This is a genomic window from Bacillus sp. BS98 (assembly GCF_008432245.1).
Classification (GTDB): Bacteria; Bacillota; Bacilli; order Bacillales; family Bacillaceae_G; genus Bacillus_A; species Bacillus_A toyonensis.
Map to the genome: position 1 here is coordinate 2,473,051 of NZ_CP043830.1, position 25,625 is coordinate 2,498,675.

Here is a 25,625-nt window from a genome sequence, read left to right on the forward strand (position 1 = left end):
AATGCGAGATAGAGGATATTAACTAATAAAATTACAAAAAAACATGTAAAAAATGATATGAATTATGAAAGGAACCGTGATGAAAAGAACTTTAACTATTTTTATGTTAACTATAATACTTTTAATAAGCTTTAGTGCATGCTCTAAAAAGGACAACGCATTCCCTGCAAACGGTGTATTAATTATTGGAGATGAAAATAATATTTCACCAATTATTAATCGTTATCAGGAAATTACGAAAGAAAATGAAGTGTTTTCTGTGAAAAAAAGTGAAGTTGGAAATGGACATGTCTTAATTTTAAATGAATCTACAGCACTAGCGTTGATTAAAGAAAAAGTTTTTCGTAAACGAGATAATGACTCCGATTATATTATAGATACGTTACCGAAATTCCCAAAAGAAGGATCGCTACTGTTTACAAGTGAAGACGAAAAGACTATGAAAAGTATTAAAATAGAAGGAAAAGAGATTCCTGTTACATACGATAGTGACGCTTGGATAGGTAACAATCGTAAATATCCAACGCAATCGTATGTGATTGTAGCAAAAAATAGTGTATATAAGGAAATAAAAGCAAATGAAACGAAAATGCATCTTCTTCAATTTAAGAAATCTTTAGGTGACGAAAGGCCTAAAATGTCGACAGATAATACAATGGTTAATGAAAATGTCAAAGTAAAAAAGCTAATTAAAGGTTTGGAAGGAGAAGTATCTTTTCAGTTTGTAACGATTGGAGAAAAATCTTAAAAAAGAGTTCGAGGTTGATAGAAACTATATCAACCTCGAACTCTTTTTAGTTATATGCCATTTAGATTACATTACTTCATTTAATCGAGTCTCGTTTGTTTCCTCAATCACATTTGGGTTTTGAACCGAATTACTTTGAGCTTCTTTTTCTTTACGAGACTTTTGTAGCATTTCAAGAATGATCCATAATGGAACACCTTTATCCTTTAACATCTTCCATAAATCTAATTCGTTAAATTTATGCTCAGGCTGTTTCATTTCTTTTTCAGATGAACGAATATCGAACTTGATAGGATCATTTGCTTTCTTACCTTCAAGTTTAGTAGAAGAGATAGTATTATGCTCAAGGTTAGATGGAGTTATTTTAGTAGGTTGAGCTAATGTATGAATGTTTGATCCGATTTGCATGCTTTTTCCTCCTTTTCAAGCAATAAAATTAGTTTTCTTATGATTGTTAAATTCATGTAACATGAGGAAACTACATTCAATTATAAATTCAAATAATCAGATTTACAAGTTGTATTGTAAAAAGTAAATGTTTACTTGAATTAATATTTATCAACATTTGTGTATGTTTTCTATATATACAACGTATATAAAATACTTTACATTATGTGTAAGTTAAAAACTGAATGTGTCAATATTTTTCACGGAAAAATGAAAGCGTTTAATTAGGGGGAGAAAGTATGGGAAAGTTATTTTTAAAAGTATGTTTTTTCACATTAGTGACTGTTTGTTCATTCATAGCGAAAACAACTTACGCTGAAGAGAGGCAACAAAATAATTATCCTATCATTTTAGTGAATGGATTTGCTGGATGGGGTAGGGAAGAAATGTTAGGGGTAAAATATTGGGGTGGTGTTCATGATATACAGGAAGATTTAAAAAGAAATGGCTATACAGTACATACGGCTGCTGTTGGTCCTGTTTCTAGTAACTGGGACCGTGCATGTGAATTATATGCACAAATTAACGGTGGAATTGTAGACTATGGTGCGGCACACGCTGAGAAACATGGACATAATCGTTTTGGTAGAACTTATAGTGGATTTGCACCAAATTGGAGTGAAACAAATAAAGTTCATTTAGTTGGGCATAGCATGGGTGGACAAACGACAAGAACATTAGTGCAGTTATTAAAAGAAGGCAGTTATGAAGAAAAAAACTATGTGAAAAATCATCCGAACGCAAAGATATCACCACTATTTGAAGGCGGTAAATCGTATGTTCATAGTGTTACAACTTTAGCAACTCCTCATAATGGCACAACACTCGCGGACGGAAGTCTTCTATTGCCGTTCGTTAAAGATTTACTCATTACAGCTGCGAGTTTAGGAGGAAACAATAATTTATCATTATATGATTTTAAATTGGACCAATGGGGTATGAAAAAAAATGCTGGAGAGTCCTTCTTCCAATATACTGATCGGATTTTAAATAGTTCAATTTGGGAAAATACAAAAGATATTAGTCAATGGGATTTAAGTACTGATGGAGCAAGGGAGTTAAATAGTTGGGTAAAGACGCAATCGGATGTGTATTACTTATCGTATAGTGGACATGCATCACAAGCAGCACCTATAACAGGTTTACAACTACCTCATATTACAATGAACAAAGTGTTAATGGGGAATGCATTTTTCTTAGGTTCCTATGCAAGATTTGAAGAAAATCGCCCATTAATTGATACATCTTGGTGGCAAAATGACGGTGTAGTAAATACAAATTCTATGATTGCGCCTTCAACTAGTATTGCTGTAAATAATAATGAGTTTTTACAGGTTGGAAAATGGAATCATATTGAAACGAAAGCAAATTGGGATCATTTAGACATGGTAGGACTAAGCGTTTCAGACACGTTAGGTTTTTCTAATATTCAAGAGTTTTATAGAACAGTTGCAGAAAAGTTATCGCGGTTACCGCAATAGTTAATAATAAAGCGCTCTCGATGGAATTCGGGAGCGCTTTATATTATATTGAAAGAGGGATATGGAAGAAAAATATGGGGGGATATTATGAAAATACAAGTTGTTTTATCAGGATACGGGACAGTAGGAAGAGAGTTTATAAAATTAGTAAACGAAAAATATTTATATATATACGAAACATATGGAATCCATTTAGTTGTAAGTGGCGTATTAGGTAGAAATATTGCAATACATAATGAGGAAGGTTTGTCTATTCATCATTTATTAATGTATGGTAGCGGTACTGCATCAATTGAAAAGTATATAGAACATCACCCGAAAGACCGTGCAACAAGTGGGATAAGTGGTACTGTATTGGTAGAATCAACAGTTACAAATCTTAAAGATGGAAATCCGGGAAAAAAATATATAAAACAAGCGATTGAGAAACATATGGATATTGTTGCAATTTCAAAAGGTGCACTCGTTACTAACTGGAGAGAAATAAAGGCAGCAGCAAAAGAAGCGAATGTACGAATTCGCTATAGTGGCGCAACTGCTGCAGCACTACCGACATTAGATATTGGACAATTTAGTTTGGCTGGCTGCAATATTGAAAAAATAGAAGGAATATTAAACGGGACAACTAATTATATTCTTACAAAAATGTATGAAGAAGATGTTACGTTTGAAGAAGCACTGAAAGAAGCGCAAAATAAAGGAACTGCTGAGACGAACCCAATATTAGATGTAAGTGGTTCGGATAGTGCGTGTAAATTATTACTTTTGGCAAACAGCTTGATGGGTGTTGAGAATATGCTTACTGATATGCATATAAAAGGAATCGAAAATGTTACAAAACAACAAATTCGACATGCTAAGGAACAAAACAATTATATTAAATTAATAGCTTCAGCATATAAGGATATGGATGGTAAAGTGAATCTTAATGTAGAACCGCTTGAAATAGAAAAAGACCATCCACTAGCAAAAGTAAATGGAACTGAAAAAGGAATAACATTCTTTACAGATACAATGGGACAAGTTACTACAATTGGTGGAGCTTCTAATCCACGCGGAGCCGCAGCAGCTGCTTTAAAAGATGTAATTAACTTATATCGTAGAGATTTATAGAAGTAAAACTCACACCTTCAAAATTCGGATGGAGAAAAAAAGTTAGGTGGGAGCCTTTTTGCCCATATATGTCCGATTCGGGCTAAAAATCGGTGGGGGATGAATAAAATTCCCACGGATTAAAGTTTCACTTTATAAGACCGTACCGCTGTTAATAAAAAATACATATGTAGTGGACCTTTTGAGAATGAAATAAATATGCAAAAATAATTGCAGGGGGTAAGAAATTGTTTAAAGATTTTAAAGTTGTAAAAGATCGTCCCGTTTATATTCAATTAAAGGATTATTTTAAAAAGATGATTATGAAAGGGCATTTGCTCGGTGATCAAAAGATCCCATCAACAAGGGAACTGAGTGAATTATTATCAGTGAGCAGAAATACAGTACTCTCTGCTTATGCGGATTTAGAACAAGAAGGACTCATTTATGCAGTAAAAGGAAAAGGGAATTTCGTTGCGAAGGTGGATATATCTAACACTTCGTCTGTTGAAATAGATTGGAAAAATAAACTTAATACAGTTACCACATTAGCGGATGAATTAGACTTAATGAAGCATGGAGTCCGCTGGGAAAAAGGAATGGTTGTTTTTAATAGTATAGCCCCGGACGAAAAGCTATTTGATGTTGAAAATTTCAAAAGAGCTTTTCTTACTCGTATGTCCATTGAAGGGGATATCGTATTGAACTACGGATATGCAAAAGGTTACCGCCCGTTAATGAAATATCTACTTCATTACATGGAAATAAAAGGTGTAGATATTTCGAACAAAGATATTTTAATTACAAATGGATTTACAGAAGGATTAGATATTGTACTATCTTCCTTAGCGAAAAAATCAGGGCGTGTGATTTGTGAGAATCCAACTCACCATGCTGCATTGAAACTTTTTCGCTTACATGGACTTGAAGTTCATGGGATAGATATGAATGATGATGGTATTGATACGACTGAAGTAGAAAAAAGTTTACGTGAAAAGGATTTTGATTTTGCGTATTTAATTCCTTCTTATCATAATCCAACTGGTATTGTTACAAGTTCGGAAAAAAGAACGGAATTGATGAGGTTATTTTCGAAATATAAGGTTCCTATTATAGAGGACGGATTTAATGAAGAATTACGTTATTCAGGTTCACATTTATCGCCACTATTAACTTTTGCAGGGGCTGGTAATAATGTGATTTATATTAGTAGCTTTTCGAAGGTACTTTTCCCTGGTTTACGTGTAGGGTGGATTATTGCCGATAAAGAACTGATTCATTATTTAGAAAGTGTTAAAAGAGCAAGAACCATTCACACATCTACGTTAGATCAAGCTGTTTTGTTTCAATATTTACATGAAGGATATTTTGAAAAATATTTAAAAAAGGCAAGATCTGTTTACAAGAAAAAATATGAGTTAGCCGTTGGGGCTTGCAATCAGTATATTCCGTTTAAAAGGATGACTGGAGATGGCGGACTTCATTTGTTTATAGAGTTGGAAGAGAAAATTCACGCTCGCACACTTTTACAAAAGTGTTATGAGAAAGGTGTAACGTTTTCTCCTGGAGATGTTTTTTATTCTGATGGAGGGGGAGCGAATACATTCCGCTTAGGTTTTTCACGTTTGAAGGAGAAAGAAATAGTTAGTGGGATTCAAATAATTGGTGAAACTTTAAAAAATGAAACTTGGAGTTGAGAAAATGAGAATTGGCGTTATTATGGGAGGAGTATCCTCTGAAAAACAAGTATCAATTATGACTGGAAATGAAATGATTGCACATTTAGATAAAAATAAGTATGAAATCGTTCCAATTACGTTAAATGAAAAAATGGATTTAATTGAAAAAGCGAAAGACATTGATTTTGCATTGCTAGCATTACACGGAAAATACGGAGAAGATGGTACGGTTCAAGGGACGCTTGAGAGTTTAGGTATTCCATATAGTGGCAGCAATATGTTATCTAGCGGTATATGTATGGATAAAAATATTTCGAAAAAGATTTTGCGTTATGAAGGAGTAGAAACACCAGATTGGATTGAACTTACAAAAATGGCGGATCTAAAGCTTGATGATTTAGATAAGTTAGGATTTCCGTTAGTGGTAAAACCAAACTCTGGCGGCTCGAGTGTTGGCGTAAAGATCGTCAATGATAAAAATGAATTGATCTCAATGCTGGAAACTGTATTCGAATGGGATTCTGAAGTAGTAATTGAGAAGTATATAAAAGGTGACGAGATTACTTGTTCAATTTTTGATGGTAAACATTTACCTATCGTTTCAATTCGACATGCAGCTGAGTTTTTTGACTACAATGCAAAATACGATGATGTTAGTACAATTGAAGAAGTTATTGAACTTCCAACTGAAATTAAGGAACGTGTAAATAAAGCGTCATTGGCTTGTTATAAAGCATTAAAATGTAGTGTTTATGCAAGGGTTGATATGATGGTGAAGGACGGAATTCCATATGTAATGGAGGTTAATACATTACCAGGGATGACCCAATCAAGTTTACTGCCAAAAAGTGCAGATGCCGCGGGGATTAATTATAGTAAACTATTAGATATGATAATTGAAACTTCATTAAGAGTGAGGAAAGAAGAAGGTTTTTAAGATAATTATACAATTAAAACTTTTGATAGTTCCACGAAGTATGCTATGATAATTACAATACGACAACTAAATATTTATCCACTAGGGGGGCCTTTTGTAGGCTGAGATCAAACATAATTTTGAGACTCTTAGTACCTGATCTGGTTAATACCAGCGTAGGGAAGTGGGAAGACGATTATATTTAAAGAATACATTAATATTGTCTATTTCACTTTCTTTACGCCTGTAAAGAAAGTTTTTTTTGTTTTACAGATTTAATAACTGTGGATAAATACATATATTTTATACATTATTGGAGGAATTTAAATGACTTTTTCACAAACATTACGTAAAGAAGTAGATTCTATTTGGGAGGCAAGTTTTCATCATCCTTTTGTAAAAAAACTTGGTGAAGGTACGTTAGATTTGGCAAGTTTTCGTTATTACGTACTTCAAGATTCATATTATTTAAGTCATTTTGCTAGAGTACAAACTTTAGGAGCTGCAAAGGCTCTTGAATTAGAAACGACAGCTCGCATGGCACACCATGCTCAAAATACATACGAGGCAGAATTATCATTACATGAGAATTTCGCAAAGAAATTAGGAATTACGGAAGAAGAAAAAGGTCATTTTATCCCTGCCCCAACTGCATATGCGTATACTTCACATATGTACCGTGCGGCGTATGAAGGGCATTTAGGGGATATTATCGCAGCAATTTTACCTTGCTACTGGCTATATTATGAAATTGGTGAACGTTTAAAAGAATGTCAGCCAGAAGAGCCGATTTATAAAGAGTGGATTTCTGCTTATGGATCTGATTGGTTCCGTACTTTAGTTGAAGAGCAAATTACACGATTAGATACTATCGCTGAACAAGTGACAGAGTCTGATCGGAAGCGTATGAAACAGCATTTCATTATTAGTAGTCAATATGAATATTCATTTTGGGAAATGGCTTATACATTAGAAAAATGGCCAGTGGATACAGAAGTAAAAGATGTAATTAGATAAAGAGTAGAGGTATTGTTATACATATGTATGGATAAGACCTCTTTATATGATTTCAAAAAAGGGGTATCACAAAAAAGACGTATCAATCTAAGTGCGTCTTTTTTTCAATTTTCTTCAATTAGCAATTTCATGGAGAGCTTGCTGAAAAAGTAGAATGAAAAGCCCTAATCAGGGCTTTTTTTGTAGGAATTTCTTAACCGTCATTGAGTCCTGTCACTAGTAGGTGTTTTGACGCTACGACGGACTAAATCGATTATTCGGCTAGTGAAGTATATAAAAAAGTTAGGAATATCTGAAGGTGCTCTCAGAAAGTATATGGAAGTGTTATAACGAGAGGCATTTACAGTACAGAAAAATCTAAGCGGCATACGGGAATACGTAGGATACGGCATCATGGTTATTGAGAAATGAATTGAACTTAGTAAGCATGAAGATATGACGCAAGCATTCACATTTTATAATTTCTATTTATAAAAATGAGCCCATAGTAAAAATAGGTATATGAACAAGGTGCACCGTCTAGTGATAGGTCATACTTTATAGGTGTACGTATTGAACTTAGTTTATAGCGTTATTTCTACTTAGATTTAACGAACAGAAATATTGGAAAGCATCGATGAGGTTAAAGTTTATAAACGGAGGTCATGAAAATGAATAAGTTTCAACAAGAACTACAAGCGTTAAGCCTTAATGATTACCAGTCTGGAAATATTGTGTATTGGGACCAGCAAAACCAATATCCATACTACTATTTTGAAGATGCTGCTCGTCGCTGTGGCGGTTGCGGTCGTTGTGGCGGTTGTGGAGGTCGTTGTGGTGGTGGTGGATTCCGTTGTGGTGGATTCCGTTGTATTGGTTGCTTCGGTTGTTTTGGTTGTGGCGGCTGTGGCGGTTGTGGTGGTTGTGGTGGTTGTTCTAATTGTTTTAATGGTACCACTGATACTACTGGTACTATTGTAACATATGAATATTGATAAGAGAGAAAAGGAATCTACTTTGTAAAGCGTTATACAATTTTATAAAAGAGATAAATCAAAACACACGTAGCATCTTTTAATTTAGAGAGATAATTTATCCAACCTTTTATAAACATTGTGACTTTATTTCAAATCAAAAATCGAATGTCTTTTTATGTTTTATACTCTTGACGCACTCTTTGACTTTTATAAGCAGATTTATTGCACCAGAACCAAAAAGAAGAGCTGCTATCAGCCCTTCTTTCTCTTTTCTTTTTAAGATTGTAATTCTTATAGCCTGTATAATATCTGTCCATAAATGCAACCATGTCACCAAAGAATCCCCATTTACCTACATTTATCCAACCTTTAACAACTGCCGATTTTAATGCTTTTTTCCCCGCATCTTTACGATCTTTTGCTGTTATATCTGATTTTCTGCTCATTCTCATACTTTATATGAAATATGTGAAAATCAGTATGAATGGTGGAAGTGAGCGCAACTTTAAAAGCTATTTATTGGGATTAACAAATTTAATAATCTATTTTTATTACTATTGATTAATTTTGAAACGTAACAAAACTACGTAACTGTTTGTATAAAATGCACTGCTCTAGTATTGAAAATTTAGAACATGGAATAGGGTGCTTTGTTTCTACAAGCTGTTTTTGTTTTACTTTTACTTCATATTACGATTTATAGACCGGGAATTACACTTTAAATGTTTATTACTGTAGCAGTTATGTTTCTTTCACTAATAGTGTTAGTGGATGTACCAATTCCCGTGGCATTCAGAGATAGCCTGTATACATAAGTACCAGGGGGAGGCGTATCTATCCAGACTATTGAAACGTTGTGTGTTAAATTTGTTGAAACATTTACTGGTTTTTAAATATCTTCTTGAAGCTCCATCTGAACCGCAATAGTAAAGACGCCTCTTTTTAGAGCGAGAATTGAAGATACAGTAAATTCTGTAAGGGGACTTAGGGAAACATAATCAGATCTGAAAACTCCTTCTAACTTTACTATTTGATTAACGCCTACACTAATAGCTGGTAATACGAGGTTAGTTGGGCTAGTTGCAGGAATATGACTTTGGTTAAATGTAACTGAAACAATGCCAGGTGGTCCGGTGTTACCGGTCGGTCTAGTAGGGAATTGAAAAGGTTGCATAGGTGGGAGTGTTGGTCCAATCGAATTCTGGTTTAATGCAGCAGAAGATAAAAACTCGTCCAATATAATTCACCTCTAAAAAATTTATATTACTGATAGTAAATGTAGGCGTTGAGCAAAGTGACATGGACAAGCGGTTGTATGTTAAAAATTAAACAAAATAGTTATTTTATTAAAGAAAAAACATGCACAAAAATTGCGCATGTATAATAAAAAGCTATTTCTTGTCTATGTAAATATATGATTGGCTTATACAAACCGTGAGTGTGTTTGAGAAAAATGGTTATTTATTAACAAATATAAAGAGCGCTTTTAAGGCGCTCTTTAACCAAAACTAATATTAAAAAAGAATACCGCATGATATTTTATGTATGTTCTTAATAAATGTGCGGTTTTTAAACAAAATCCTTATTTTATCTTAAATAAAAAGAGCACACATATAAGCGTGCTCTCAAATAAGAAAGGTAGAATGCTATGAATGGAAAGCCTCGATAGAATAACATATGCTTGTCCGGTTTAAATGTGAGAAGTTTTTAATAAAAACGCTATTTTAGTAAGGAACAAGTTTAAAAGGCCCTGATTGACACAGGACCTTTTAAAAGGGAACAACACTTGACATGTTAAAAATTATGACTGAAAGGTATTTTCATATTACCATTAGTGGGGTTTTAATTCCAATAATGGTTGTTGAGAAATAAAACCTTTATTTTGCACAACAAAGCAGCTAGCTGAAGTAGCTAATTGCTTTATTGTACAATTTTAGAAGTTCACTGGATACAGATATATGTTGTAACAAATAGTTACATCTATGGTATAAACAAATACCAAAATATTATGCAGGAAAGAAAACTAAATTAAAACTTCATTTTATAAAGAGAGAAGCACAAAATATTATATGTGTATCCAGTCAATTGAGTGCGTTTTTACTAACAAAGAGCATCTAGCAAAAGCTAACTGTTCGGTTCTCCAAGGGGGAACAAGGAGAAAGTAACTTAATGGGTTGTCTACATTATTGACGGAATCTGGAGGCTTATTCGGTCAAATAAAAAAGGTACTGTATATAAGTGCACTTTGGACCAAGTTTTTTATGGTAACAGTTATTGGTATTATGTGTAAGAACTAACGCGTATCTTGAAAATAATGATTATTTATTTAAATGTAAATTCATAATTAGAGTAGAATCGCATCAATACGCTCGCAGTTAACTACAGTGATATCTCCGTTTTCATCTATAAATGTAGCAAGGCGGGATCTATTATGGAATCCTACAAATATAGAAGCTTTTAATATTGTGCCGTTAACTAACAGCTGTTTTATTTTTTTTCCTAAGTAATATGTTTCTAAAAGATAGCAAATATTTTTAGAACTCTCTTTTTGGGTTGGGATAAAAGAACGTCGGTTATTTGGAAGATATGTTAGATTAGGATTGAATACTTTGGGAGTAATAGCATAGTTGATGAAAACTGACATTTTTCCGGCTCCTCTATTTTATAATTTATATTGAAATATGCTGTGTGAAATAGGGCTTTTTTCAAAGCCCCATCTTTACTCTACTCAGCTTCAATTCTAAGCGCTTGAATATCACGACAGTCCAAAACAATTATAGAGCCAGGTTCTGTTGTGTTATCCACAAATGTTACACAAAAATTATCTGGATTAAAGTTAGTAAAAATAAGATCCTCTAGTGTTGTTCCTGTAAGGAAAACATCTACTTCTGTACCTAACTGTAATCTTTCTAATTGTTCGCAAACACATTTTGTATGCTCAGCCATATAAAAACACCTCCTTTTCTCAAATTACTATTAATATATGTATAAATTAAATAGAACGATTGGAGTAATAGCTTAGTAATATTAATTATTTTGCTAGTTAATATTTTTATAAAATAATCCTTTGAAATGAATATCGTCCGGCTAGAAAACTAGAGGACACCAATTCATTAAAGCTGTTTTAGGAATAGGTGTCCTTTTTATTTTGAAAAGGGAGATGGGGAAATGAATGTGTTAAGAGATCAATTAAGTGAATAGAAAAAGTAATCGAAACAAATAAGGAAGAAAAAAATATAGAGTTCAAGTGGTTGTGAGATAAATTGAAAATAGAAATTGATAATTAAAAAGATAAATAATTAAAAATTTGGATGTAGTGAATGCAAATGAAATTAAAATTAAAAAGGTATAATTTTAATTTTTAAGTTAAGTATAGAAAAGAAATGAATCATCTAGATATAAAGAAAGGATGGATTTTTGCAATGAGCTCAAATGAATCAAATTTCAGTTTTACCAGTAACAAAGATATTGTAAAGTACCTTAATGTAAGAAAAGACCCTGTTGATTTAAGAGACAAAATATTTCGGAGTTACTTGTTTAGTAATGAGGCGGATTTGCCAACGCAAGTCGATCTTCGTCCTAAAATGTCAGGTATAGTAAACCAATGGAATATAGGTTCTTGTACGGCGAATGCAATTGTTTCAGGGTTAAGAGAATACCTATTATTACAATCAGGTCGTCCATTTACTTGCTTATCTCGTTTGTTTTTATATTATCATGAGCGAGAAATAGAAGGACATATTCAGGAAGATAGCGGAGCGAATGTTCGTGATGGTATGGATGTTCTTAAAAAAATTGGGGTATGTCCTGAAGAGGATTTTCCTTATACTGAGAATTTTAGAGATAAGCCATCACCAAAGGCTGAATCAGATGCAACGCTTTATAAAATTGGAACCTACCATCGTATTCAAGATTTATCGGGATTAAAGGCTGCACTTGCCCATGGATTAGTTGTTGTACTTGGATTTGCTGTGCCAAAATCTTTTATGTCAGAAGAAGTTAAAAAGACTGGTATAGTTCCGGTATCAGGAACAGATGATGTAATTGTTGAAGATGGTCAACAGGCAGGACATGCTGTTTGTGCTGCTGGATATGATGATAATAAGAAAACTGTTATTATTCGAAACAGCTGGGGAGAAGAGTGGGGAGATAAAGGATATTGTTATTTCCCATATGAATTATTTGAAAATGGAATTGTACAAGATATGTGGACAGGTCGTTAATTAGATAAAGAAGTGGAAGTATGGAAACAATAAAACACGTTATACATGTTACGGGTAGTATAAAAGAGCTTGAAAAAGATGTGGAAATAAAGGGAGTCAGGTTTGTTACCTACAACGGAAAAAGATATGAGTAATATTTTTATACAAGCTGGTATTTTAAGTGAACGAAAAACAAATATAGTCCGGCTAGAAAACTAGAGGACACCAATTCATTAAAGCAGCAATTCAAGCTGCTTTAGGAATAGGTGTCCTTTTTTTTATTTTGGAAAGGGAGATGGGGAAATGAAGGTGTTAAAGAATCAGCTACGTGAATGGAAAAACCAATCGAAAAAGAAAAATAAGAAAAAACGAAAAGAGAAATTTAGTACTCGTGAAATTGAGGATTTGATGGGGGTGCATAGACCTTGTTATGAACGCAGACGTGGAGCATTAAGACAAAAGTAATTTAAAAATAAAAAGGAGTGGTCTTACATGACTAAACAATTATCTTTCTTACCAAAAATTGATAGAACAGCGACACAAGAGGAATTAGAAGGTGTGTTGGAAAGTGTACGTATACATAGACAATTTGGGATGATGCGTAAAGAAATGAAAGTCACTCCTTCTTATGAAATACGTGAGCACGGTCCTACACATACAGTTGGTAAGCTGTTAGAAGATGTTGCTATAGCAAATATTCAACAAAGCAAACGAGAAGAGTGGCTTGAAAGAATGTCAGTACGTATTGATCAGTTTCTAAATCGATTAGGGAACGGACGTGCAGGAAGCATTCAAAGAGATATTATTTATAAACGTTATTTAGAAGAAGAAGACGTATGTGATTACATGGTTTATAACGAAATAGGGATGTCTGAGCGTACTTATCGACGTTGGAAGTATAAAGCATTTTATAAACTTGCTTTTGCACTTGGATTAGAAGTTTACGAGACAGAAGAAACGGGAGGTATTGAATAATGAATTTCGTTCAACCAATACGTGATCCGGAGCAAATACAACAAATTAAAGAATATCTGAAGGAAAACAATGAACGTAATAATATTTTGTAAGAAATCATTTTGCAGTTATCTATTTAGTAAATAAATTAAAATTTCATAATAAAAAAGCTCACTACTTATATAAAAATAGATAAGTAGTGACTTTTTTTATTATGAATAATGATAGATTATGATAATTAGAATTATATGAAATATGATTTTTATTATATTTTTATCTGTTGGTGTATATAAGTTGTTCTTATTCTTCTTGGATTTCAAATGAAATTTCTTTAGCTGCTTCTAAAGCTATTTTTTTAGCTTCTGCTTTAAAATCGGCTGCTGCTAAAACGTATCCACATCGATGTCCCATTGATGTAGGTGGTTTTAAGGTAGTTCCTTTTTTAGGTTTTATAAAAACTTTCTCTACACCAGGATATTTAGAACTACGATTTTTTCCTGTAACTCGAATTAGTTTTCCTGTAGATTTAACTGTTAGGTAATGAGCGTACACATATTTATAATGTTTTTTTACTAGTGAAGGTTTATTTCCTAACATTAACCGAATAGTCTCTTGCACTAAGTTAATTCCATGCCCAATTTCAATTATGTCATTCATTGCTCCACCTGATATTCTGGGATTTATTTCAATTAATTTCCAAACATTATCTATTCTCCGGAGTTCTAGATGACACGCTCCATTTTTCATATTAAAAGCCTGAATAACAGAATTAATTGCATTGAAAAGACTATTATATAGTCTTTTTTCTACCCTTCCTAGTAAAGAATAACCAGTAACAATAAATCGTTCAAAAAATGTAATTTCTTGTTCAATTACTGCTATAATATGGACTTTTCCATCTTGAACTAAAATTTCAACTAAGTACTGAGGTCCATCTATATATTCTTCAAGTAAAATCTCTTCATTAGGTAGTTTGTTTAAAAGATTTTGTATAGATAAAATTAATTGATCTTTATTTTTTACTAATAATACATCTTTTGATCCTGTTGATTTAGGGGATTTCACAATAAGAGGGAAATTTATCTTATTATTTTTTTTAAAAAAAGATGATAATGATTCTGTTGGTTTGTAAATTGAATAGTTGAGTGAGATTGGTAAATCTTTAAGTACATTACGAGTTAATATTTTGTTTTCCATATGATGGATAGCTTTAGTAGATACAATATTTGAGCAAAATTTTTCTGATAAACGTGCAGCCATATAAACATAAGGGTCAATAAAACTAAAAATCCCTTTTATGTTTTTTCCTGATTTATTCAATTTTTCAATTGTTGTAATTATATTATCATAGTCATTTATATCAGTGAAAATCATCTGATGTACATCAGGGAATATAGTGCGTTCATTAATAAATTTTGTTTTTTTAGTTAATAAAACAGTAAAGAAATTAAGTTTTTCAGCTGCTTTGATTGCTTCCCTACTTGATCCGGATTTATTTGTTTCAATGAAAACGATAGTATCCATTTTATGTCACCTTAACCTTTATCATTTATCATTTTATAAAACCTCAGGTTTATTATTTCTATAGGTAGAATATTAAAATGAGGTTAAGCTTGTTCCGGATTTTTCGAAAAATGGTTGAATGAGGGAGAACATGAATATATATATAATGAATTTGATATTTTTTTTGAAAAAGATTTTTAGAAAGAAGGGAAGAAGAACTAACATGACTATAATTGGTATGCTTCATCATCGGAAAGATCCGAATGACGTAAAGAAAGCATATACTTACGCTGCTGTAGCTAAAGCTGAAGGTGTGGATTTTTTTTATTTCACTTTAGGGAAAGTAAATTTAGAAACGAAGAAGATTTTAGGTAAAACTTATGAAAATGGTAAATGGATTGAAAAAGAATTTTCTTTTCCAGATGTTATTTATAATGCAAGTGTTCATATTAGTGATAAAACTCAGCAAATCTATGATTATCTGCATGACAAAGTTCCTTTTACAAGTCATTCAATTGGAAATAAATTAAGTGTATATAACAGAATAAATAGAGCAAAAAAATTTAAGCAATATCTTATTCCTTTTTATGAATTAAATGATGTTAATAAGTTTTTTGACTTGATTAATTGTTATGAAAAAATTATTATTAAACCTATTTCTGGACATCAAGGTAGTGGTATTGTTTTCATTGAAAAAAATGGAATAGATTACAGTATGAATGAGTCAGAACAAATTTCAACTATTAATAAAAAACAATTACGGAGCTTTATATTGGATAAAATTCAAGAGCAAGGATACATAGTTCAGCAGTTTATCTCATGTCAAATGAAATCTGGTCATGTTTATGATTTTCGATTGCATGTTCAAAGAAATGGGGAAGGTAGGTGGGTTGTTACTTCTATATTCCCGAGAATAGGTCCATTAGGAAGTATTGTATCAAATATGGCTAAGGGTGGTTATAGTACTTATTTAGATGTTTTTTTAAAATCGGAGTTTGATAACGATTGGTATAATATTAAAAGGTATTTAGAACGATTCGCAGTAACTTTTTCTAACCATTTTAATTCTTTATTTAGGGATGTATTATTTGATGAGCTAGGAATTGACGTAGGGATTGATAAAGATCAAAAATTGTGGTTATTTGAGGTGAATTGGAGACCAGGGGTACCTAATATATTTAATCTTGAATTAGATGTAGCTAGAAATTTAATTCACTACGCTAGATATTTGGCTGATAGATCTAAATAAGAAAAGGAAAGTAGAAAAATAAAATGAAACCTTTATATACCAATGTTTCTACTAATCTCTCTTTCTATATCTCCTGTAAGATTATTCTCTATGCATCCCGAAATTTGGCGGATGTTGGACTGTCGTCAAGTCGACGTACCTCAAATGAGCAAAATACCGGAATCTGATAATACATCCTTCATTGTGAGCGGGGGCACATATTTATAAAAAAATACGCTTGTCCAATCCATTATCATTCTCCAGTCATTTAATATTACAAAGGGGGGAGAACATGGAAAACAATGAAGAAATCACGTTTCGATTTGTAAAAAAAGATGGAGAAGAAATTAATTTGGGAAATCTTGCTGGTAAACGAAAAATTGTCATTGTCATTAATAATCAGATAACATTTGCACCAAATACAACACAAATTGCCAGTGGAGCCGGACAAAATAGTGCAGCAGGAAGTAATGCAGCAATAGATTCATCGAATACCCGACAGCAACAAACGGTGGGCGCGGGAGGCGAAGCCATAAATAAGGGAATTAGTGGGGACCAGATTGAGCCGCATAAAATGAAAAAAGAAACTTCGAATGAAGAGGAAGAATTTGTAATTGTCATCAATAATCAAATTAATAAAACCCGTAAGGAACAGGCTAGTGCTACTCAAGTGGCAAGTGGTGGTGGAGATGACAGTGCAGCTGGAACCAACGCTGCTATCGAAAGTTCTAATACTAAACAGCAACATGCAGTAGGAGGAGGAACGGATAGTTCGGCAGTAAATGCAGGCGAAGAAGGCGACCAAATAGAAAAATGCGATTAAAAAAAAGAAGCTGTAGTTATTTTACAGCTTCTTTTTTTTAAGGAAATACAAGTTTTAGATAGGAGATGAACAAGATTATTGCTTCATAGTTACCCATGTTTATCGTACTGTGTAACTCAAAAAGGTAAGTGATATGAAACAATGAATAATAAGGGCTATAGCATTTGGCTTAGTTACACACAATATAAAATATGGGTAAGTGAAGAAACGGCATAAAAAGAAGCGTAGTTCGTCAAATGGAAGTAATGCTCCATTACCATCAAGTTAAGAAATTCATTGTATCCGTTTTTATGTGATTGTTATTGATTTTAAAAAATAAAAAATCGCCTTATTAAAGGCGATTCATAATGTATTCATTTTGCATTCTTTTGATAAATAAATATCTTTTAAAATTAAATACAATGTTCTACATTAACGTGTTTCTGGATCTTTGTCTTTTTTTCTAAGACCAAATAATCCTAGTAGTCCCAATAAACCAAGCCAAGTCCAATTATTATTTTTATTACGATTATCATTTAAATCATTTGTCGTATTTACATTTCGAGTTCTCACATCATTATTAACTCTATTTGTGTTATAGTCATTAATTCGAGTTGTAATATTATTATCGTTAACTCTATTCGTATTATATCCATCGTATTCAGCATGGACGCTTGTACCAAAAACCGTAATAGTTAGTAAAAGGGCACCTAAAATAGATGAAAGTTTTTTCTTCATGATTTTCCCTCCTTTCGTATTTAATAATGTCTCCAGTTCCTTTAGACAATATTCGGTTGAAAATATATAAAACCATGTACATGTTCTACAATCAGATCAAGCATAATACCTAAATAAATTTCAATCGATTCTTTATGGCTGTTGTATTAAAGTAGTCTAGGGAAATAAAGGTTATTAGCGAATTAAAATAAGTGGCAGATTCATGACTGCTTTTTGGCAGTAAATGTGCCGGTTGTTTTGAAATCAAAGTGATATATTTGTATTGTGAGAAATGACGGAAAACATTGCTCGCAAAATTCCTTATAACTGAAAATGGATCGTCATAACCGGTGGCGATGGGTGTAGATTGGATGAACAGTTGTTTCTTGTTTTCACATTCAATTGCAATTCACGTTGTGTAAACGGAGAAGGTCTTTTGCTCTTCTTCCAGGGACTTAATAATGTTTGTGTAGATAAATGTAAACAACATTAGGTGGTTGGAAGAAGAATAAAACTTCATTTACCGGATTTATAGTTATAAAATTATGATGAAAGGGAAGTTGGTGCACAGTTGCCCCTTCATAATGAAAAAATAGTATATTACCTTTCTTAATGTACATATTAAGTAAAGTGTTTAATATCACACATAAAAGGCGGGGTAATATGAGTGAAAATAAGAAGAATGAAGAATTGAATAAGATAAAGAAGTATTATTTTAATGAGGATAATCAGCCGGTAGCTGGTATAGAGTTAACTTTGCCGCCTGATATAGGAAGCTTGTTAGACCCGAAATCAGTTAATGATGAAAGTAAAGATATTGATAATGAATAAGTTTAATTTAAGCATCCATTCGGGTGCTTTTTATTATGTAAAAAGATAAGGGGTGAGGGTAGATGGATAACGATTTACAAAATAAGATTGATGTACTCGGTCTTCAAGCTGTGGATGAAGCAGCTTATAACAAAGATCTAAAACCTCACGAGGAAACATACAAGCGAGCGAAGATAGATATTAATCGTTTTGAAAATTACAAACTGTATGATGGGGTACACATGCTCTATTCTATTGAATATATCGAACGAACTCCAATAGAAGAGTTATTAAATCTCATAAGGCTAATGCTCACTATAAAAAGATTAATCGCTTGCAGAAATTTAACATACTAGAAAAAACTAGTGTTATTACAAATGAAAAAATCCCTCTTTCAAGATTATCAGATTACAGAATCGGATGTGATGAAACGAATAGTCATAAGAAAACTGTAGAAGAAATTTTGGAAGATTTAAAGAATGGGGAAACAAGAAAAGCTGTATTTACAGGAAATCAAGGGACGGGAAAAAGATTCCTAGCATACAGTATGCTTCATGAATTAAATCAATATTTCTGGGATATCAGTCAGGAAGAAGAAAACTATCATCTTATGAAAAGTTGTTTATATGTTGAATTAGAAACAATAACAAGGTTGATTATGGATTCTTTCGATGATAAGAGCGGCAAATATACTCTTCAATATTTTGTTCAATTAATTGGACAAGCTGATTTTGTTGTATTAGATGATCTTGGTGCAGAAAGCGGGTTAACTGATTCGAATAGACAGGCATCGGATTTCATTCAACGTCTTTTATATGCAGTATCAAATACTAGACAAGGAATGAGTACATTTACCACTACAAACTTTACTGGAAAACAACTTTTTAATAAATATGATGCTAAAACAGTTAGTCGTTTATTAGGTGATTCAGAGGTTTTGAAATTCACAACAGCTGATCAAAGGCTTGCAAATTTAGGTTTCTAATAAGGAGGAATAAACATGTGTGCAATATGTAATGGTACAGGAATTATTCGTAAAGAAACTTATCCAGGTGTAATTGAAACAAACGGTTGTAAGTGTGAAGTAGCAAAGCAACAACAAGAGGAAAACCAAAAGCGCTGGGAAGCATGGTTAATAAAATTCGAGCTAATGAAACAAGAGTTACAACGTAATCAACATCAAAAAGTTAGCTAACAAGAAAAAAGGAGGATTTCAGTCGTATGAAGCTTGCGAAAATTGAAATTGATGTTACGGATAATAAAATTTATGTAGTTAAAAATGGAGAGGTTACTCCGCTGAATCCTCCAGCAACAGGATTCGGAGAACAAGTAATTACTTGGCAAGGCGGAAAAGTTGATCGTGTATCAACTACAATCACAGAAAAAATCAAATAACTGGGGATGCGATTATGAAGCGATTAACAATTGATGATGTTATAGGCAGTTTTAACTATAGCGCGATAAGTACCAGTGAAAAGTTTTTGAATCCAAGCTATGAAGTGCATTTCTATGATAAAGAGGAACGGCAAAAGATGGATTGCTTTCATGCTAGGAGTGAAGCTGAAGCTTGGAATGCAACGTTAGAAGAGCATGGTAAAGGTATTCTGAAGATTAGGGTAATTCATTCGACGCGTAACAGAGCTGAATTTTTGGCACTAGATTAGGAGTGGGAACAAATGACCTTAAATCGGTGGTTAACTAATGAAGAATATGAAGTAGCTAAATCTAATGGTATTAGTAGAAGAGCTCTTTACATGAGAGTTTACACATATGGATGGGAATTACAAGAAGCGTTAACAATACCGCCAAGAGCATACTGGCATATTGGCGAAGGGAAATTCAACAAGTTATTACAAGTAGCGAAAGAAAACGGAATTATTCCTAGTACGTTTTATGGGAGAGTCAATAGCGGATGGGATCCACAAGAAGCAGCGATTATTCCTGTTCGTAAACAAAATGATAGAAAAAATTGGGCTAAGATAGCTGAAGAAAATGGGATTAGTGCTAGTACTTTTAGATCAAGAGTAGCAACTTACGGATGGGATTCAATGAAAGCAGCTACAACACCAGCTAGGAATAAAAAAGCAAAGAAAAATATTAGTTAAAGGGAGTAGATGGAAATGAAAGTAATGGAAAATGGTGTATATGCAACAACTAAATTAGTTAGTGAATCAAAGGGTGGACAAGCTGTACTGAATATCAATCAAATCTGTGAATTAGATCAATATCAGGAAGCAACATTACGTACATGGAATGCAAATAATGATTTCGGTGGACGTGTTTTAAATGCAGCATTAGGGCTTACGGGAGAAGCTGGTGAGGTTGCTGATATCGTAAAAAAAGCTATATTTCATGGTCATGGATTTGATCCGGCTCATTGTCCAGAAGAAGAGAACGGGAATACTCATAAATTAGCTTTAGAGTTGGGAGACATCTTGTATTACATTGCAATCATGTCTCACGAAATGGGATATACCTTAGAAGATATTGCACAAATGAACATTTCTAAACTGGAAAAAAGATATCCAAATGGTTTTAGCAGGGAAGCTAGTCAAAAACGTATTGATGTGAAGTAAGATCAAATTTGAATTTTGTAGAAAAAAAGCACTATTAGAATAGTGCCCAACTTCAATTCACAGGAGTATTATGAGGAAACTTACGTAAGTAGCTTAAGTTTCTCTGTAATAATTATGAATCTGTGATTCGAAAAATGATTATCTTTTAAAGGGAATTTAAGGGGTATTGGTATATGTTGAAATCTTTGTTGAAAATGTCTTTAACTAATATGATAGTTTCGGCATTGTAAAAACTATCATATTAATGGGAATTAATTAAAGAATACTGTATGTCAGATTGTTGCTAATGTTATCCATCCAATTGTAAGGATAATATATTTTAAGATTTTCATTATGGTAATAATGCGCCACTAAAAAAATTACTACTACCTACAGTTAAAGTTCCGCTTTCTGCTGCAGAAAATTGTATATCTATTGTTTGGCCAGCTAATAAATCAATAATAGTTGTAATTTCAAGTTGAGGTGTACCACCAGTAGTAATTGTTCCTGTTTGGCTAGCAACTGATACTAAATTTTTTCTTATAGTTATTCTTAGAGTAGAAGTCGTACCTAAGGTTGGATTAAATCCTATACTGGCACTGAATAAATAGACCCCATTTATAGGAGCTGTAAATGTATTCGTTACTGAAGAATACCCTCCACCATTATTAAATATTATACTACCATACGATACTTGAATATCTGCAGGAGGAGTAAAAGGCTGTGCAACATTTTTTTCTGCACGAAAATTAATGTTAAATGTGGATCCGGTAGGTCCAGTGATGCCGGTAGGTCCAGTGATGCCGGTAGGCCCAGTGTCGCCGGTAGGTCCAGTAATACCGGTAGGTCCAGTGTCGCCAGTAGGTCCAGTGATGCCGGTAGGTCCAGTAATACCGGTAGGTCCAGTGTCGCCAGTAGGTCCAGTGATACCGGTAGGTCCAATGTCGCCAGTAGGTCCAGTGATACCAGTAGGTCCAATGTCGCCAGTAGGTCCAGTGATACCGGTAGGTCCAATGTCGCCAGTAGGTCCAGTGATACCGGTAGGCCCAGTGTCGCCGGTAGGTCCAATGTCGCCAGTAGGTCCAGTGATACCGGTAGGTCCAATGTCGCCAGTAGGTCCAGTGATACCGGTAGGCCCAGTGTCGCCGGTAGGTCCAGTAATACCGGTAGGTCCAGTGTCGCCAATAGGTCCAGTGATACCGGTAGGTCCAGTGTCGCCAGTAGGTCCAGTGATACCGGTAGGTCCAGTGTCGCCAGTAGGTCCAATATCACCGGTAGGTCCAGTATCGCCAGTAGGCCCAGTGTCACCAGTAGGTCCGGTAATGCCAGTAGGCCCCGTATTACCAGTAGGTCCCGTGACACCAGTCGGCAGAGTAAATGATGGGATTGGTGGGAATGTAGGTCCGACTAGGTCTGGAGAAATCAATATTTCAGATTTTATTTTAGGCGAATTAAATCTGTCTCTCCTAGATATACGTGATCGATTGAATTTATCTTTTCTAGTCATATGTATATCATCCCTTCTTAGAATATCTGATAATACCCAATAGATGCATGATATGAATTGGGTGTGATTATATTCTGAGATAATAAGAACAAATTTTTCTAATCTAATTTTAAAACTCAGAACTAAACAAAAGCGTTATTTTACAGGAAAAGAACAGCTAGCAAAAGCTAACTGCTCAATAGTTTCATATTTTACGCAGGGATGAAATAGTGAATCTAATGTAGTATAGCTTATATAAAGGTGAATATCATTCGTATGTTGATCATAAAGGGATACGTTCAATATATGGGCGCATATGGTGATTTTCTAATATGAAAAGAGAGCCAGGGGGCCCTTCTTTAATAGTTATTGGATTCGCTAGAAAAACGAAAAGCTTCAGATATATTAATGCATTAAAAATTTTGTGAACATGAAGTGCAAGGTCCACCAGTAGGTTGGAATACAACATTATCAACAAAAGCTGTTGCGCCTTCTCCACCCGTAGCTAAGTTTTGGAAACTAATACATGCTGTAGTTACATCAGCAGGTATACACACAACAAGGGTATAATGTTGGAAGCCAGCTTGTTGTTGATTTGCAACAGGTACAATGTGCGGAATGTTTAATGGTCCAAGTGTTGTAGGGTTAGGAGGACATCCTTGACCAAGTTCTGGAAACGATACAGAAGCAACAAGGAGTGCTCCATCTCTTATATCCCCAGCAAAAGAAAGGGTAAAGCAACAACCTTCGCCCACATCAACAGATTGGGTCATAATTCCTCCAGGTCCAATAGAAACAGCTAAAGCACTCAAGGATCCATTTGGAAGAAAACGACCGCTGTGCGCATTTGGAAATCCTACTTCTGAAACATTTCCCGTTACAATCCATCCTGGAACTGGAGTACCTGGTGTTGCAGGTTCATCAAATCCAGGGTTATCAAGAACATTCGTACATGGGCAACATGCCGTAGCAGCTGGTCCCGTAGGTCCTGTAACTCCTGTAGCCCCGGTAGGTCCAGTCGGCCCGGTAGGTCCAGTCGGCCCGGTAGGTCCAGTCGGCCCGGTTGGTCCAACTTGAGGTGGGGGTACAGGGGGGAGAAAACACTCACATGGAATATGAAATTTCTTTTTAAATTCACTCATTTTTACACCATCCTTATCATTCACCCACTTACACACTACAACTTATGAATTGGTTAACAAACAAGTATAAGAAAAAGGCCCTTGAAAATTAAAATAAATAAAAAAATAAGCCCTTATGTCACAAATATAAACCCATTCCATAATATATAAGGAACATGGGTTCACTTCAAAAAGCTATTAATATATATATAAGGGAGTCCGCTTCCTAAATCAATATCGTTGAACCTGTTGCTCCTGTTGGTAAAGTGAATGACGAAGAATAGATATGAGAGTTGAATCGATTAAACTTGATTCAACAGCAACTCCATGTAAAACAATATTTTCTTCATTCATACCTTTACCTTCTATGATTGCTCGCCATAGGAGGTAAAGGTTGCAAAAAGCAAATCACGAAGTCGGAATGTAATTATATGGAAGTTTAAAGATTGTTAAGGGGAATTAAAGAATGTATCGAAGTGAATGGAAAATGCAAGAAGAATTATACGATCATAGTAGTTAGATAATATACGATGGTGAATGGGTTGAAGTGGACAAGCAGTTTTATTTTATAAATTAAATAAAAATTTCATTTTATTAAGTTGGAACATAAAAAGAGCACTTAGTAAAGTGCCCTCTTGACGAGACCCATTTTATAACGACTATTTTATAAAGAACGGAACTTTAAGTTTTATTCAAGGGATAGATATTCATAATTTTTAAGTAAACGATAATATCTATGTAATGCACTGAATATTTAAAGTTTATAAGAGCGAAAGGAGGTATAGGTGGTATGGATAAAAAGGATACCAGGGTGGTTAGGGTATTTATAGCAAGTCCATTTTTTAATGATGAACAACTTAACAGGGTAAAGAGGCTAGAAAGAGCCCTTAGTAGCAATCCTTTTGTTGCAGATATTTTTTCAGCTAAGTTTTATCAACATGAACATTTAACTTTTGGATTTACGGAGTGGAGAACTGTAGTTTTTCATAACGATTTAAAATATTTAAGAAGAGCGGATGTAGTAGTGGCAATTCATGATTTTGTGAATGGATGTGTAGATAGTGGCACGGCTTTTGAACTTGGTTACGCATATGCATTCCAAAAGCCTATTATTTTGATAAAAGAAAAAGAAAGTATACCTAATCTTATGTTAATTGAAAGCTTACATGCCTATCTGGCAAATGTAGAAGATATTGTGACGTATGACTTCATTAATATGCCACGTATTCCATATAAAGGGCCGCTGGAGTGAGTTTTTCCAGTCTCTTAGATGTATTAAGAGACTGGAAAGACTCAACAAAATAATCCTTTTGTTTAAAGAAAAACAAGCTACCACGTTACATTGATTGGACATCTTTTCTAAGTTATTCTTAAGAGGATGGGAATAGAAAGATTATCTTCGAGAGGAAAGGGATTAATTTATGTTAGGAAATTGGTTGGATAAATTAAAAGAACCTAAATGTATACATAGATATAAACTTATTAAAAGTCAAGACAGTGAAGATTTTAAAACCGGTAAGATGGGGATAGTTAGTTATTATAAATGTGAAAAGTGTGGGAAAGAGAAGGAAATCAGCAAATATACTAATGATGTTAATAGTGACTATTGGGATATTTAAGATAAAAATCGAATAAAGTCCGGCTAGAAAACTAGAGGACACCAATTCATTAAAGCAGCAATTAAAGCTGTTTTAGGAATAGGTGTCCTTTTTATTTTGAAAAGGGAGATGGGGAAATGAAGGTATTTAAGAATCAGCTACGTGAGTGGAAAAAGCAATCAAAACCAGCAAAGAAGAAAGGCAAGAAAAAGCGAAAAGAGAAATTTAGTACTCATGAAATTGAGTATTTGATGGGGATGCATAGACCTTGTTATGAACGGAGACGTGGAGCTTTAAGACAAAAATAATTAAA

Annotated in this window: 32 protein-coding genes, 2 pseudogenes and 1 riboswitch; of the genes and pseudogenes, 24 read left to right on the forward strand and 10 right to left on the reverse strand. The window is 33.7% G+C overall.

The features are described 5' to 3' along the window. The first annotated feature begins 79 nt into the window (after positions 1 to 79). On the forward strand, positions 80 to 748 hold the full coding sequence (locus tag F0362_RS12745; RefSeq protein WP_000831680.1) for a lipoprotein BA_5634 family protein: 669 nt from the start codon (positions 80 to 82) through the stop codon (positions 746 to 748). Positions 749 to 814: 66 nt separating this feature from the next. Here F0362_RS12745 and F0362_RS12750 read toward each other — a convergent pair whose 3' ends face one another. Next, on the reverse strand, positions 815 to 1,156 hold the full coding sequence (locus tag F0362_RS12750) for a DUF3914 domain-containing protein (protein ID WP_001165487.1): 342 nt from the start codon (positions 1,154 to 1,156) through the stop codon (positions 815 to 817). A 278-nt stretch (positions 1,157 to 1,434) separates the two neighbouring features. Here F0362_RS12750 and F0362_RS12755 point away from each other — a divergent pair, with 278 nt between their 5' ends. From F0362_RS12755 to F0362_RS12780, 6 genes are all read left to right on the forward strand, one after another. Continuing rightward, positions 1,435 to 2,676 carry an esterase/lipase family protein gene (locus F0362_RS12755; RefSeq protein WP_061530073.1) on the forward strand — a complete coding sequence of 414 codons (1,242 nt, stop codon included), beginning with the start codon at positions 1,435 to 1,437 and terminating at the stop codon, positions 2,674 to 2,676. 87 nt (positions 2,677 to 2,763) lie between these two features. Continuing rightward, positions 2,764 to 3,789, forward strand: coding sequence for a homoserine dehydrogenase (locus tag F0362_RS12760; RefSeq protein WP_000701778.1), 1,026 nt, complete (start codon positions 2,764 to 2,766; stop codon positions 3,787 to 3,789). Positions 3,790 to 4,016: 227 nt separating this feature from the next. Beyond that, a complete protein-coding gene (locus tag F0362_RS12765) occupies positions 4,017 to 5,465 on the forward strand; it encodes a MocR-like pyridoxine biosynthesis transcription factor PdxR (protein WP_000471599.1) in 1,449 nt (482 codons plus the stop codon). A 4-nt stretch (positions 5,466 to 5,469) separates the two neighbouring features. After that, the gene (gene ddlB / locus F0362_RS12770) at positions 5,470 to 6,384 is read left to right on the forward strand and encodes a D-alanine--D-alanine ligase (protein ID WP_002038752.1); all 915 of its coding nucleotides are present in this window, start codon (positions 5,470 to 5,472) and stop codon (positions 6,382 to 6,384) included. Between the two features lie 73 nt (positions 6,385 to 6,457). After that, positions 6,458 to 6,563, forward strand: a riboswitch (TPP riboswitch). 127 nt (positions 6,564 to 6,690) lie between these two features. After that, a complete protein-coding gene (gene tenA / locus F0362_RS12775) occupies positions 6,691 to 7,380 on the forward strand; it encodes a thiaminase II (RefSeq protein WP_097859390.1) in 690 nt (229 codons plus the stop codon). Between the two features lie 644 nt (positions 7,381 to 8,024). Next, positions 8,025 to 8,354: a heterocycloanthracin/sonorensin family bacteriocin gene (locus tag F0362_RS12780; RefSeq protein ID WP_097859391.1), complete on the forward strand. Its 330-nt coding sequence runs from the start codon at positions 8,025 to 8,027 to the stop codon at positions 8,352 to 8,354. 155 nt (positions 8,355 to 8,509) lie between these two features. On the opposite strand, the gene F0362_RS12785 is transcribed toward F0362_RS12780, so the two are convergent. From F0362_RS12785 to F0362_RS12800, 4 genes are all read right to left on the reverse strand, one after another. Next, positions 8,510 to 8,782: a hypothetical protein gene (locus F0362_RS12785; RefSeq protein WP_000088127.1), complete on the reverse strand. Its 273-nt coding sequence runs from the start codon at positions 8,780 to 8,782 to the stop codon at positions 8,510 to 8,512. Between the two features lie 443 nt (positions 8,783 to 9,225). Then, positions 9,226 to 9,573: an exosporium leader peptide-containing protein gene (locus tag F0362_RS12790; protein WP_000343263.1), complete on the reverse strand. Its 348-nt coding sequence runs from the start codon at positions 9,571 to 9,573 to the stop codon at positions 9,226 to 9,228. A 1,107-nt stretch (positions 9,574 to 10,680) separates the two neighbouring features. Then, positions 10,681 to 10,980 (reverse strand): hypothetical protein, encoded by a 300-nt coding sequence (locus tag F0362_RS12795; protein ID WP_000110272.1) that lies wholly within the window; start codon positions 10,978 to 10,980, stop codon positions 10,681 to 10,683. Positions 10,981 to 11,060: 80 nt separating this feature from the next. After that, a complete protein-coding gene (locus F0362_RS12800; protein WP_000807684.1) occupies positions 11,061 to 11,282 on the reverse strand; it encodes a hypothetical protein in 222 nt (73 codons plus the stop codon). Between the two features lie 476 nt (positions 11,283 to 11,758). On the opposite strand from F0362_RS12800, the gene F0362_RS12805 reads away from it, so the two are divergent. The 4 genes and pseudogenes from F0362_RS12805 to F0362_RS12820 form a co-directional block, all read left to right on the forward strand. Further along, entirely contained in the window at positions 11,759 to 12,559 is an 801-nt protein-coding gene (locus F0362_RS12805; protein ID WP_000097507.1) for a C1 family peptidase, read from the forward strand. A gap of 282 nt (positions 12,560 to 12,841) precedes the next feature. Continuing rightward, positions 12,842 to 13,003 carry a hypothetical protein gene (locus tag F0362_RS30545; protein ID WP_000866207.1) on the forward strand — a complete coding sequence of 54 codons (162 nt, stop codon included), beginning with the start codon at positions 12,842 to 12,844 and terminating at the stop codon, positions 13,001 to 13,003. Positions 13,004 to 13,030: 27 nt separating this feature from the next. After that, positions 13,031 to 13,513, forward strand: coding sequence for an ArpU family phage packaging/lysis transcriptional regulator (locus tag F0362_RS12815; RefSeq protein WP_000166178.1), 483 nt, complete (start codon positions 13,031 to 13,033; stop codon positions 13,511 to 13,513). After that, positions 13,513 to 13,602, forward strand: a pseudogene (locus tag F0362_RS12820) (site-specific integrase); the annotation flags it as partial. The gene F0362_RS12815 and the pseudogene F0362_RS12820, both read left to right, overlap by 1 nt. Before the next feature lie 190 nt (positions 13,603 to 13,792). Here the strand turns inward: F0362_RS12820 and F0362_RS12825 are convergent. After that, entirely contained in the window at positions 13,793 to 15,016 is a 1,224-nt protein-coding gene (locus F0362_RS12825; RefSeq protein WP_097859392.1) for an ATP-grasp domain-containing protein, read from the reverse strand. Positions 15,017 to 15,146: 130 nt separating this feature from the next. Here F0362_RS12825 and F0362_RS12830 point away from each other — a divergent pair, with 130 nt between their 5' ends. Next, positions 15,147 to 16,244: a YheC/YheD family endospore coat-associated protein gene (locus tag F0362_RS12830; RefSeq protein WP_090862969.1), complete on the forward strand. Its 1,098-nt coding sequence runs from the start codon at positions 15,147 to 15,149 to the stop codon at positions 16,242 to 16,244. Between the two features lie 271 nt (positions 16,245 to 16,515). Continuing rightward, the gene (locus F0362_RS12835) at positions 16,516 to 17,046 is read left to right on the forward strand and encodes a hypothetical protein (RefSeq protein ID WP_000429651.1); all 531 of its coding nucleotides are present in this window, start codon (positions 16,516 to 16,518) and stop codon (positions 17,044 to 17,046) included. Between the two features lie 411 nt (positions 17,047 to 17,457). On the opposite strand, the gene F0362_RS12840 is transcribed toward F0362_RS12835, so the two are convergent. Next, positions 17,458 to 17,763 carry a WGxxGxxG family protein gene (locus tag F0362_RS12840; protein WP_149889802.1) on the reverse strand — a complete coding sequence of 102 codons (306 nt, stop codon included), beginning with the start codon at positions 17,761 to 17,763 and terminating at the stop codon, positions 17,458 to 17,460. Positions 17,764 to 18,405: 642 nt separating this feature from the next. On the opposite strand from F0362_RS12840, the gene F0362_RS30550 reads away from it, so the two are divergent. The 8 genes from F0362_RS30550 to F0362_RS12875 all read left to right on the forward strand — a co-directional run bounded on the left by F0362_RS30550 (position 18,406) and on the right by F0362_RS12875 (position 21,128). Then, on the forward strand, positions 18,406 to 18,573 hold the full coding sequence (locus tag F0362_RS30550; RefSeq protein WP_001293570.1) for a hypothetical protein: 168 nt from the start codon (positions 18,406 to 18,408) through the stop codon (positions 18,571 to 18,573). A 62-nt stretch (positions 18,574 to 18,635) separates the two neighbouring features. Continuing rightward, positions 18,636 to 18,908, forward strand: a complete 273-nt coding sequence (locus F0362_RS12845) for a hydrolase (protein WP_090862966.1) — start codon at positions 18,636 to 18,638, stop codon at positions 18,906 to 18,908. After that, complete coding sequence (locus F0362_RS12850; RefSeq protein ID WP_002050290.1) at positions 18,887 to 19,537, forward strand: P-loop NTPase family protein; 651 nt, start codon at positions 18,887 to 18,889, stop codon at positions 19,535 to 19,537. Before F0362_RS12845 ends, F0362_RS12850 begins: the two co-directional genes overlap by 22 nt. Positions 19,538 to 19,552: 15 nt before the next feature. After that, positions 19,553 to 19,747 carry a hypothetical protein gene (locus tag F0362_RS12855; RefSeq protein ID WP_000332432.1) on the forward strand — a complete coding sequence of 65 codons (195 nt, stop codon included), beginning with the start codon at positions 19,553 to 19,555 and terminating at the stop codon, positions 19,745 to 19,747. 26 nt (positions 19,748 to 19,773) lie between these two features. After that, complete coding sequence (locus F0362_RS12860) at positions 19,774 to 19,947, forward strand: DUF3954 domain-containing protein (RefSeq protein ID WP_000761511.1); 174 nt, start codon at positions 19,774 to 19,776, stop codon at positions 19,945 to 19,947. Positions 19,948 to 19,961: 14 nt separating this feature from the next. Then, positions 19,962 to 20,216 carry a hypothetical protein gene (locus F0362_RS12865; RefSeq protein ID WP_090862960.1) on the forward strand — a complete coding sequence of 85 codons (255 nt, stop codon included), beginning with the start codon at positions 19,962 to 19,964 and terminating at the stop codon, positions 20,214 to 20,216. Between the two features lie 12 nt (positions 20,217 to 20,228). Further along, a complete protein-coding gene (locus tag F0362_RS12870) occupies positions 20,229 to 20,657 on the forward strand; it encodes a hypothetical protein (protein WP_090862957.1) in 429 nt (142 codons plus the stop codon). A 15-nt stretch (positions 20,658 to 20,672) separates the two neighbouring features. Continuing rightward, positions 20,673 to 21,128: a nucleoside triphosphate pyrophosphohydrolase family protein gene (locus tag F0362_RS12875; protein WP_090862955.1), complete on the forward strand. Its 456-nt coding sequence runs from the start codon at positions 20,673 to 20,675 to the stop codon at positions 21,126 to 21,128. A gap of 145 nt (positions 21,129 to 21,273) precedes the next feature. On the opposite strand, the pseudogene F0362_RS30930 reads toward F0362_RS12875, so the two are convergent. The 3 genes and pseudogenes from F0362_RS30930 to F0362_RS12890 form a co-directional block, all read right to left on the reverse strand. After that, positions 21,274 to 21,380 (reverse strand): annotated as a pseudogene (locus tag F0362_RS30930) (RNA methyltransferase); the annotation flags it as partial. 79 nt (positions 21,381 to 21,459) lie between these two features. After that, positions 21,460 to 22,614, reverse strand: a complete 1,155-nt coding sequence (locus F0362_RS30740; protein ID WP_149889803.1) for an exosporium leader peptide-containing protein — start codon at positions 22,612 to 22,614, stop codon at positions 21,460 to 21,462. Between the two features lie 392 nt (positions 22,615 to 23,006). After that, the gene (locus tag F0362_RS12890; protein ID WP_098831336.1) at positions 23,007 to 23,735 is read right to left on the reverse strand and encodes a hypothetical protein; all 729 of its coding nucleotides are present in this window, start codon (positions 23,733 to 23,735) and stop codon (positions 23,007 to 23,009) included. A gap of 769 nt (positions 23,736 to 24,504) precedes the next feature. On the opposite strand from F0362_RS12890, the gene F0362_RS12895 reads away from it, so the two are divergent. The 3 genes from F0362_RS12895 to F0362_RS30555 all read left to right on the forward strand — a co-directional run bounded on the left by F0362_RS12895 (position 24,505) and on the right by F0362_RS30555 (position 25,620). Next, the gene (locus F0362_RS12895) at positions 24,505 to 24,966 is read left to right on the forward strand and encodes a nucleoside 2-deoxyribosyltransferase (protein WP_090863494.1); all 462 of its coding nucleotides are present in this window, start codon (positions 24,505 to 24,507) and stop codon (positions 24,964 to 24,966) included. Positions 24,967 to 25,135: 169 nt separating this feature from the next. Then, positions 25,136 to 25,333, forward strand: coding sequence for a hypothetical protein (locus tag F0362_RS12900; RefSeq protein WP_000901425.1), 198 nt, complete (start codon positions 25,136 to 25,138; stop codon positions 25,331 to 25,333). A gap of 116 nt (positions 25,334 to 25,449) precedes the next feature. After that, positions 25,450 to 25,620, forward strand: coding sequence for a hypothetical protein (locus F0362_RS30555; protein ID WP_090863497.1), 171 nt, complete (start codon positions 25,450 to 25,452; stop codon positions 25,618 to 25,620). Positions 25,621 to 25,625: the final 5 nt, after the last annotated feature.

Excerpts from the sequence above, each read along its gene's own strand:
- F0362_RS12745 (WP_000831680.1), top strand. The coding sequence starts at position 80 with ATGAAAAGAACTTTAACTATTTTTATGTTAACTATAATACTTTTAATA.
- F0362_RS12750 (WP_001165487.1), bottom strand. The coding sequence starts at position 1,156 with ATGCAAATCGGATCAAACATTCATACATTAGCTCAACCTACTAAAATA.
- F0362_RS12755 (WP_061530073.1), top strand. The coding sequence starts at position 1,435 with ATGGGAAAGTTATTTTTAAAAGTATGTTTTTTCACATTAGTGACTGTT.
- F0362_RS12760 (WP_000701778.1), top strand. The coding sequence starts at position 2,764 with ATGAAAATACAAGTTGTTTTATCAGGATACGGGACAGTAGGAAGAGAG.
- ddlB (WP_002038752.1), top strand. The coding sequence starts at position 5,470 with ATGAGAATTGGCGTTATTATGGGAGGAGTATCCTCTGAAAAACAAGTA.
- tenA (WP_097859390.1), top strand. The coding sequence starts at position 6,691 with ATGACTTTTTCACAAACATTACGTAAAGAAGTAGATTCTATTTGGGAG.
- F0362_RS12780 (WP_097859391.1), top strand. The coding sequence starts at position 8,025 with ATGAAAATGAATAAGTTTCAACAAGAACTACAAGCGTTAAGCCTTAAT.
- F0362_RS12785 (WP_000088127.1), bottom strand. The coding sequence starts at position 8,782 with ATGAGCAGAAAATCAGATATAACAGCAAAAGATCGTAAAGATGCGGGG.
- F0362_RS12795 (WP_000110272.1), bottom strand. The coding sequence starts at position 10,980 with ATGTCAGTTTTCATCAACTATGCTATTACTCCCAAAGTATTCAATCCT.
- F0362_RS12800 (WP_000807684.1), bottom strand. The coding sequence starts at position 11,282 with ATGGCTGAGCATACAAAATGTGTTTGCGAACAATTAGAAAGATTACAG.
- F0362_RS12805 (WP_000097507.1), top strand. The coding sequence starts at position 11,759 with ATGAGCTCAAATGAATCAAATTTCAGTTTTACCAGTAACAAAGATATT.
- F0362_RS30545 (WP_000866207.1), top strand. The coding sequence starts at position 12,842 with ATGAAGGTGTTAAAGAATCAGCTACGTGAATGGAAAAACCAATCGAAA.
- F0362_RS12815 (WP_000166178.1), top strand. The coding sequence starts at position 13,031 with ATGACTAAACAATTATCTTTCTTACCAAAAATTGATAGAACAGCGACA.
- F0362_RS12825 (WP_097859392.1), bottom strand. The coding sequence starts at position 15,016 with ATGGATACTATCGTTTTCATTGAAACAAATAAATCCGGATCAAGTAGG.
- F0362_RS12830 (WP_090862969.1), top strand. The coding sequence starts at position 15,147 with ATGAATATATATATAATGAATTTGATATTTTTTTTGAAAAAGATTTTT.
- F0362_RS12835 (WP_000429651.1), top strand. The coding sequence starts at position 16,516 with ATGGAAAACAATGAAGAAATCACGTTTCGATTTGTAAAAAAAGATGGA.
- F0362_RS12840 (WP_149889802.1), bottom strand. The coding sequence starts at position 17,763 with ATGAAGAAAAAACTTTCATCTATTTTAGGTGCCCTTTTACTAACTATT.
- F0362_RS30550 (WP_001293570.1), top strand. The coding sequence starts at position 18,406 with ATGAGTGAAAATAAGAAGAATGAAGAATTGAATAAGATAAAGAAGTAT.
- F0362_RS12845 (WP_090862966.1), top strand. The coding sequence starts at position 18,636 with ATGGATAACGATTTACAAAATAAGATTGATGTACTCGGTCTTCAAGCT.
- F0362_RS12855 (WP_000332432.1), top strand. The coding sequence starts at position 19,553 with ATGTGTGCAATATGTAATGGTACAGGAATTATTCGTAAAGAAACTTAT.
- F0362_RS12860 (WP_000761511.1), top strand. The coding sequence starts at position 19,774 with ATGAAGCTTGCGAAAATTGAAATTGATGTTACGGATAATAAAATTTAT.
- F0362_RS12865 (WP_090862960.1), top strand. The coding sequence starts at position 19,962 with ATGAAGCGATTAACAATTGATGATGTTATAGGCAGTTTTAACTATAGC.
- F0362_RS12870 (WP_090862957.1), top strand. The coding sequence starts at position 20,229 with ATGACCTTAAATCGGTGGTTAACTAATGAAGAATATGAAGTAGCTAAA.
- F0362_RS12875 (WP_090862955.1), top strand. The coding sequence starts at position 20,673 with ATGAAAGTAATGGAAAATGGTGTATATGCAACAACTAAATTAGTTAGT.
- F0362_RS30740 (WP_149889803.1), bottom strand. The coding sequence starts at position 22,614 with ATGACTAGAAAAGATAAATTCAATCGATCACGTATATCTAGGAGAGAC.
- F0362_RS12890 (WP_098831336.1), bottom strand. The coding sequence starts at position 23,735 with ATGAGTGAATTTAAAAAGAAATTTCATATTCCATGTGAGTGTTTTCTC.
- F0362_RS12895 (WP_090863494.1), top strand. The coding sequence starts at position 24,505 with ATGGATAAAAAGGATACCAGGGTGGTTAGGGTATTTATAGCAAGTCCA.
- F0362_RS12900 (WP_000901425.1), top strand. The coding sequence starts at position 25,136 with ATGTTAGGAAATTGGTTGGATAAATTAAAAGAACCTAAATGTATACAT.
- F0362_RS30555 (WP_090863497.1), top strand. The coding sequence starts at position 25,450 with ATGAAGGTATTTAAGAATCAGCTACGTGAGTGGAAAAAGCAATCAAAA.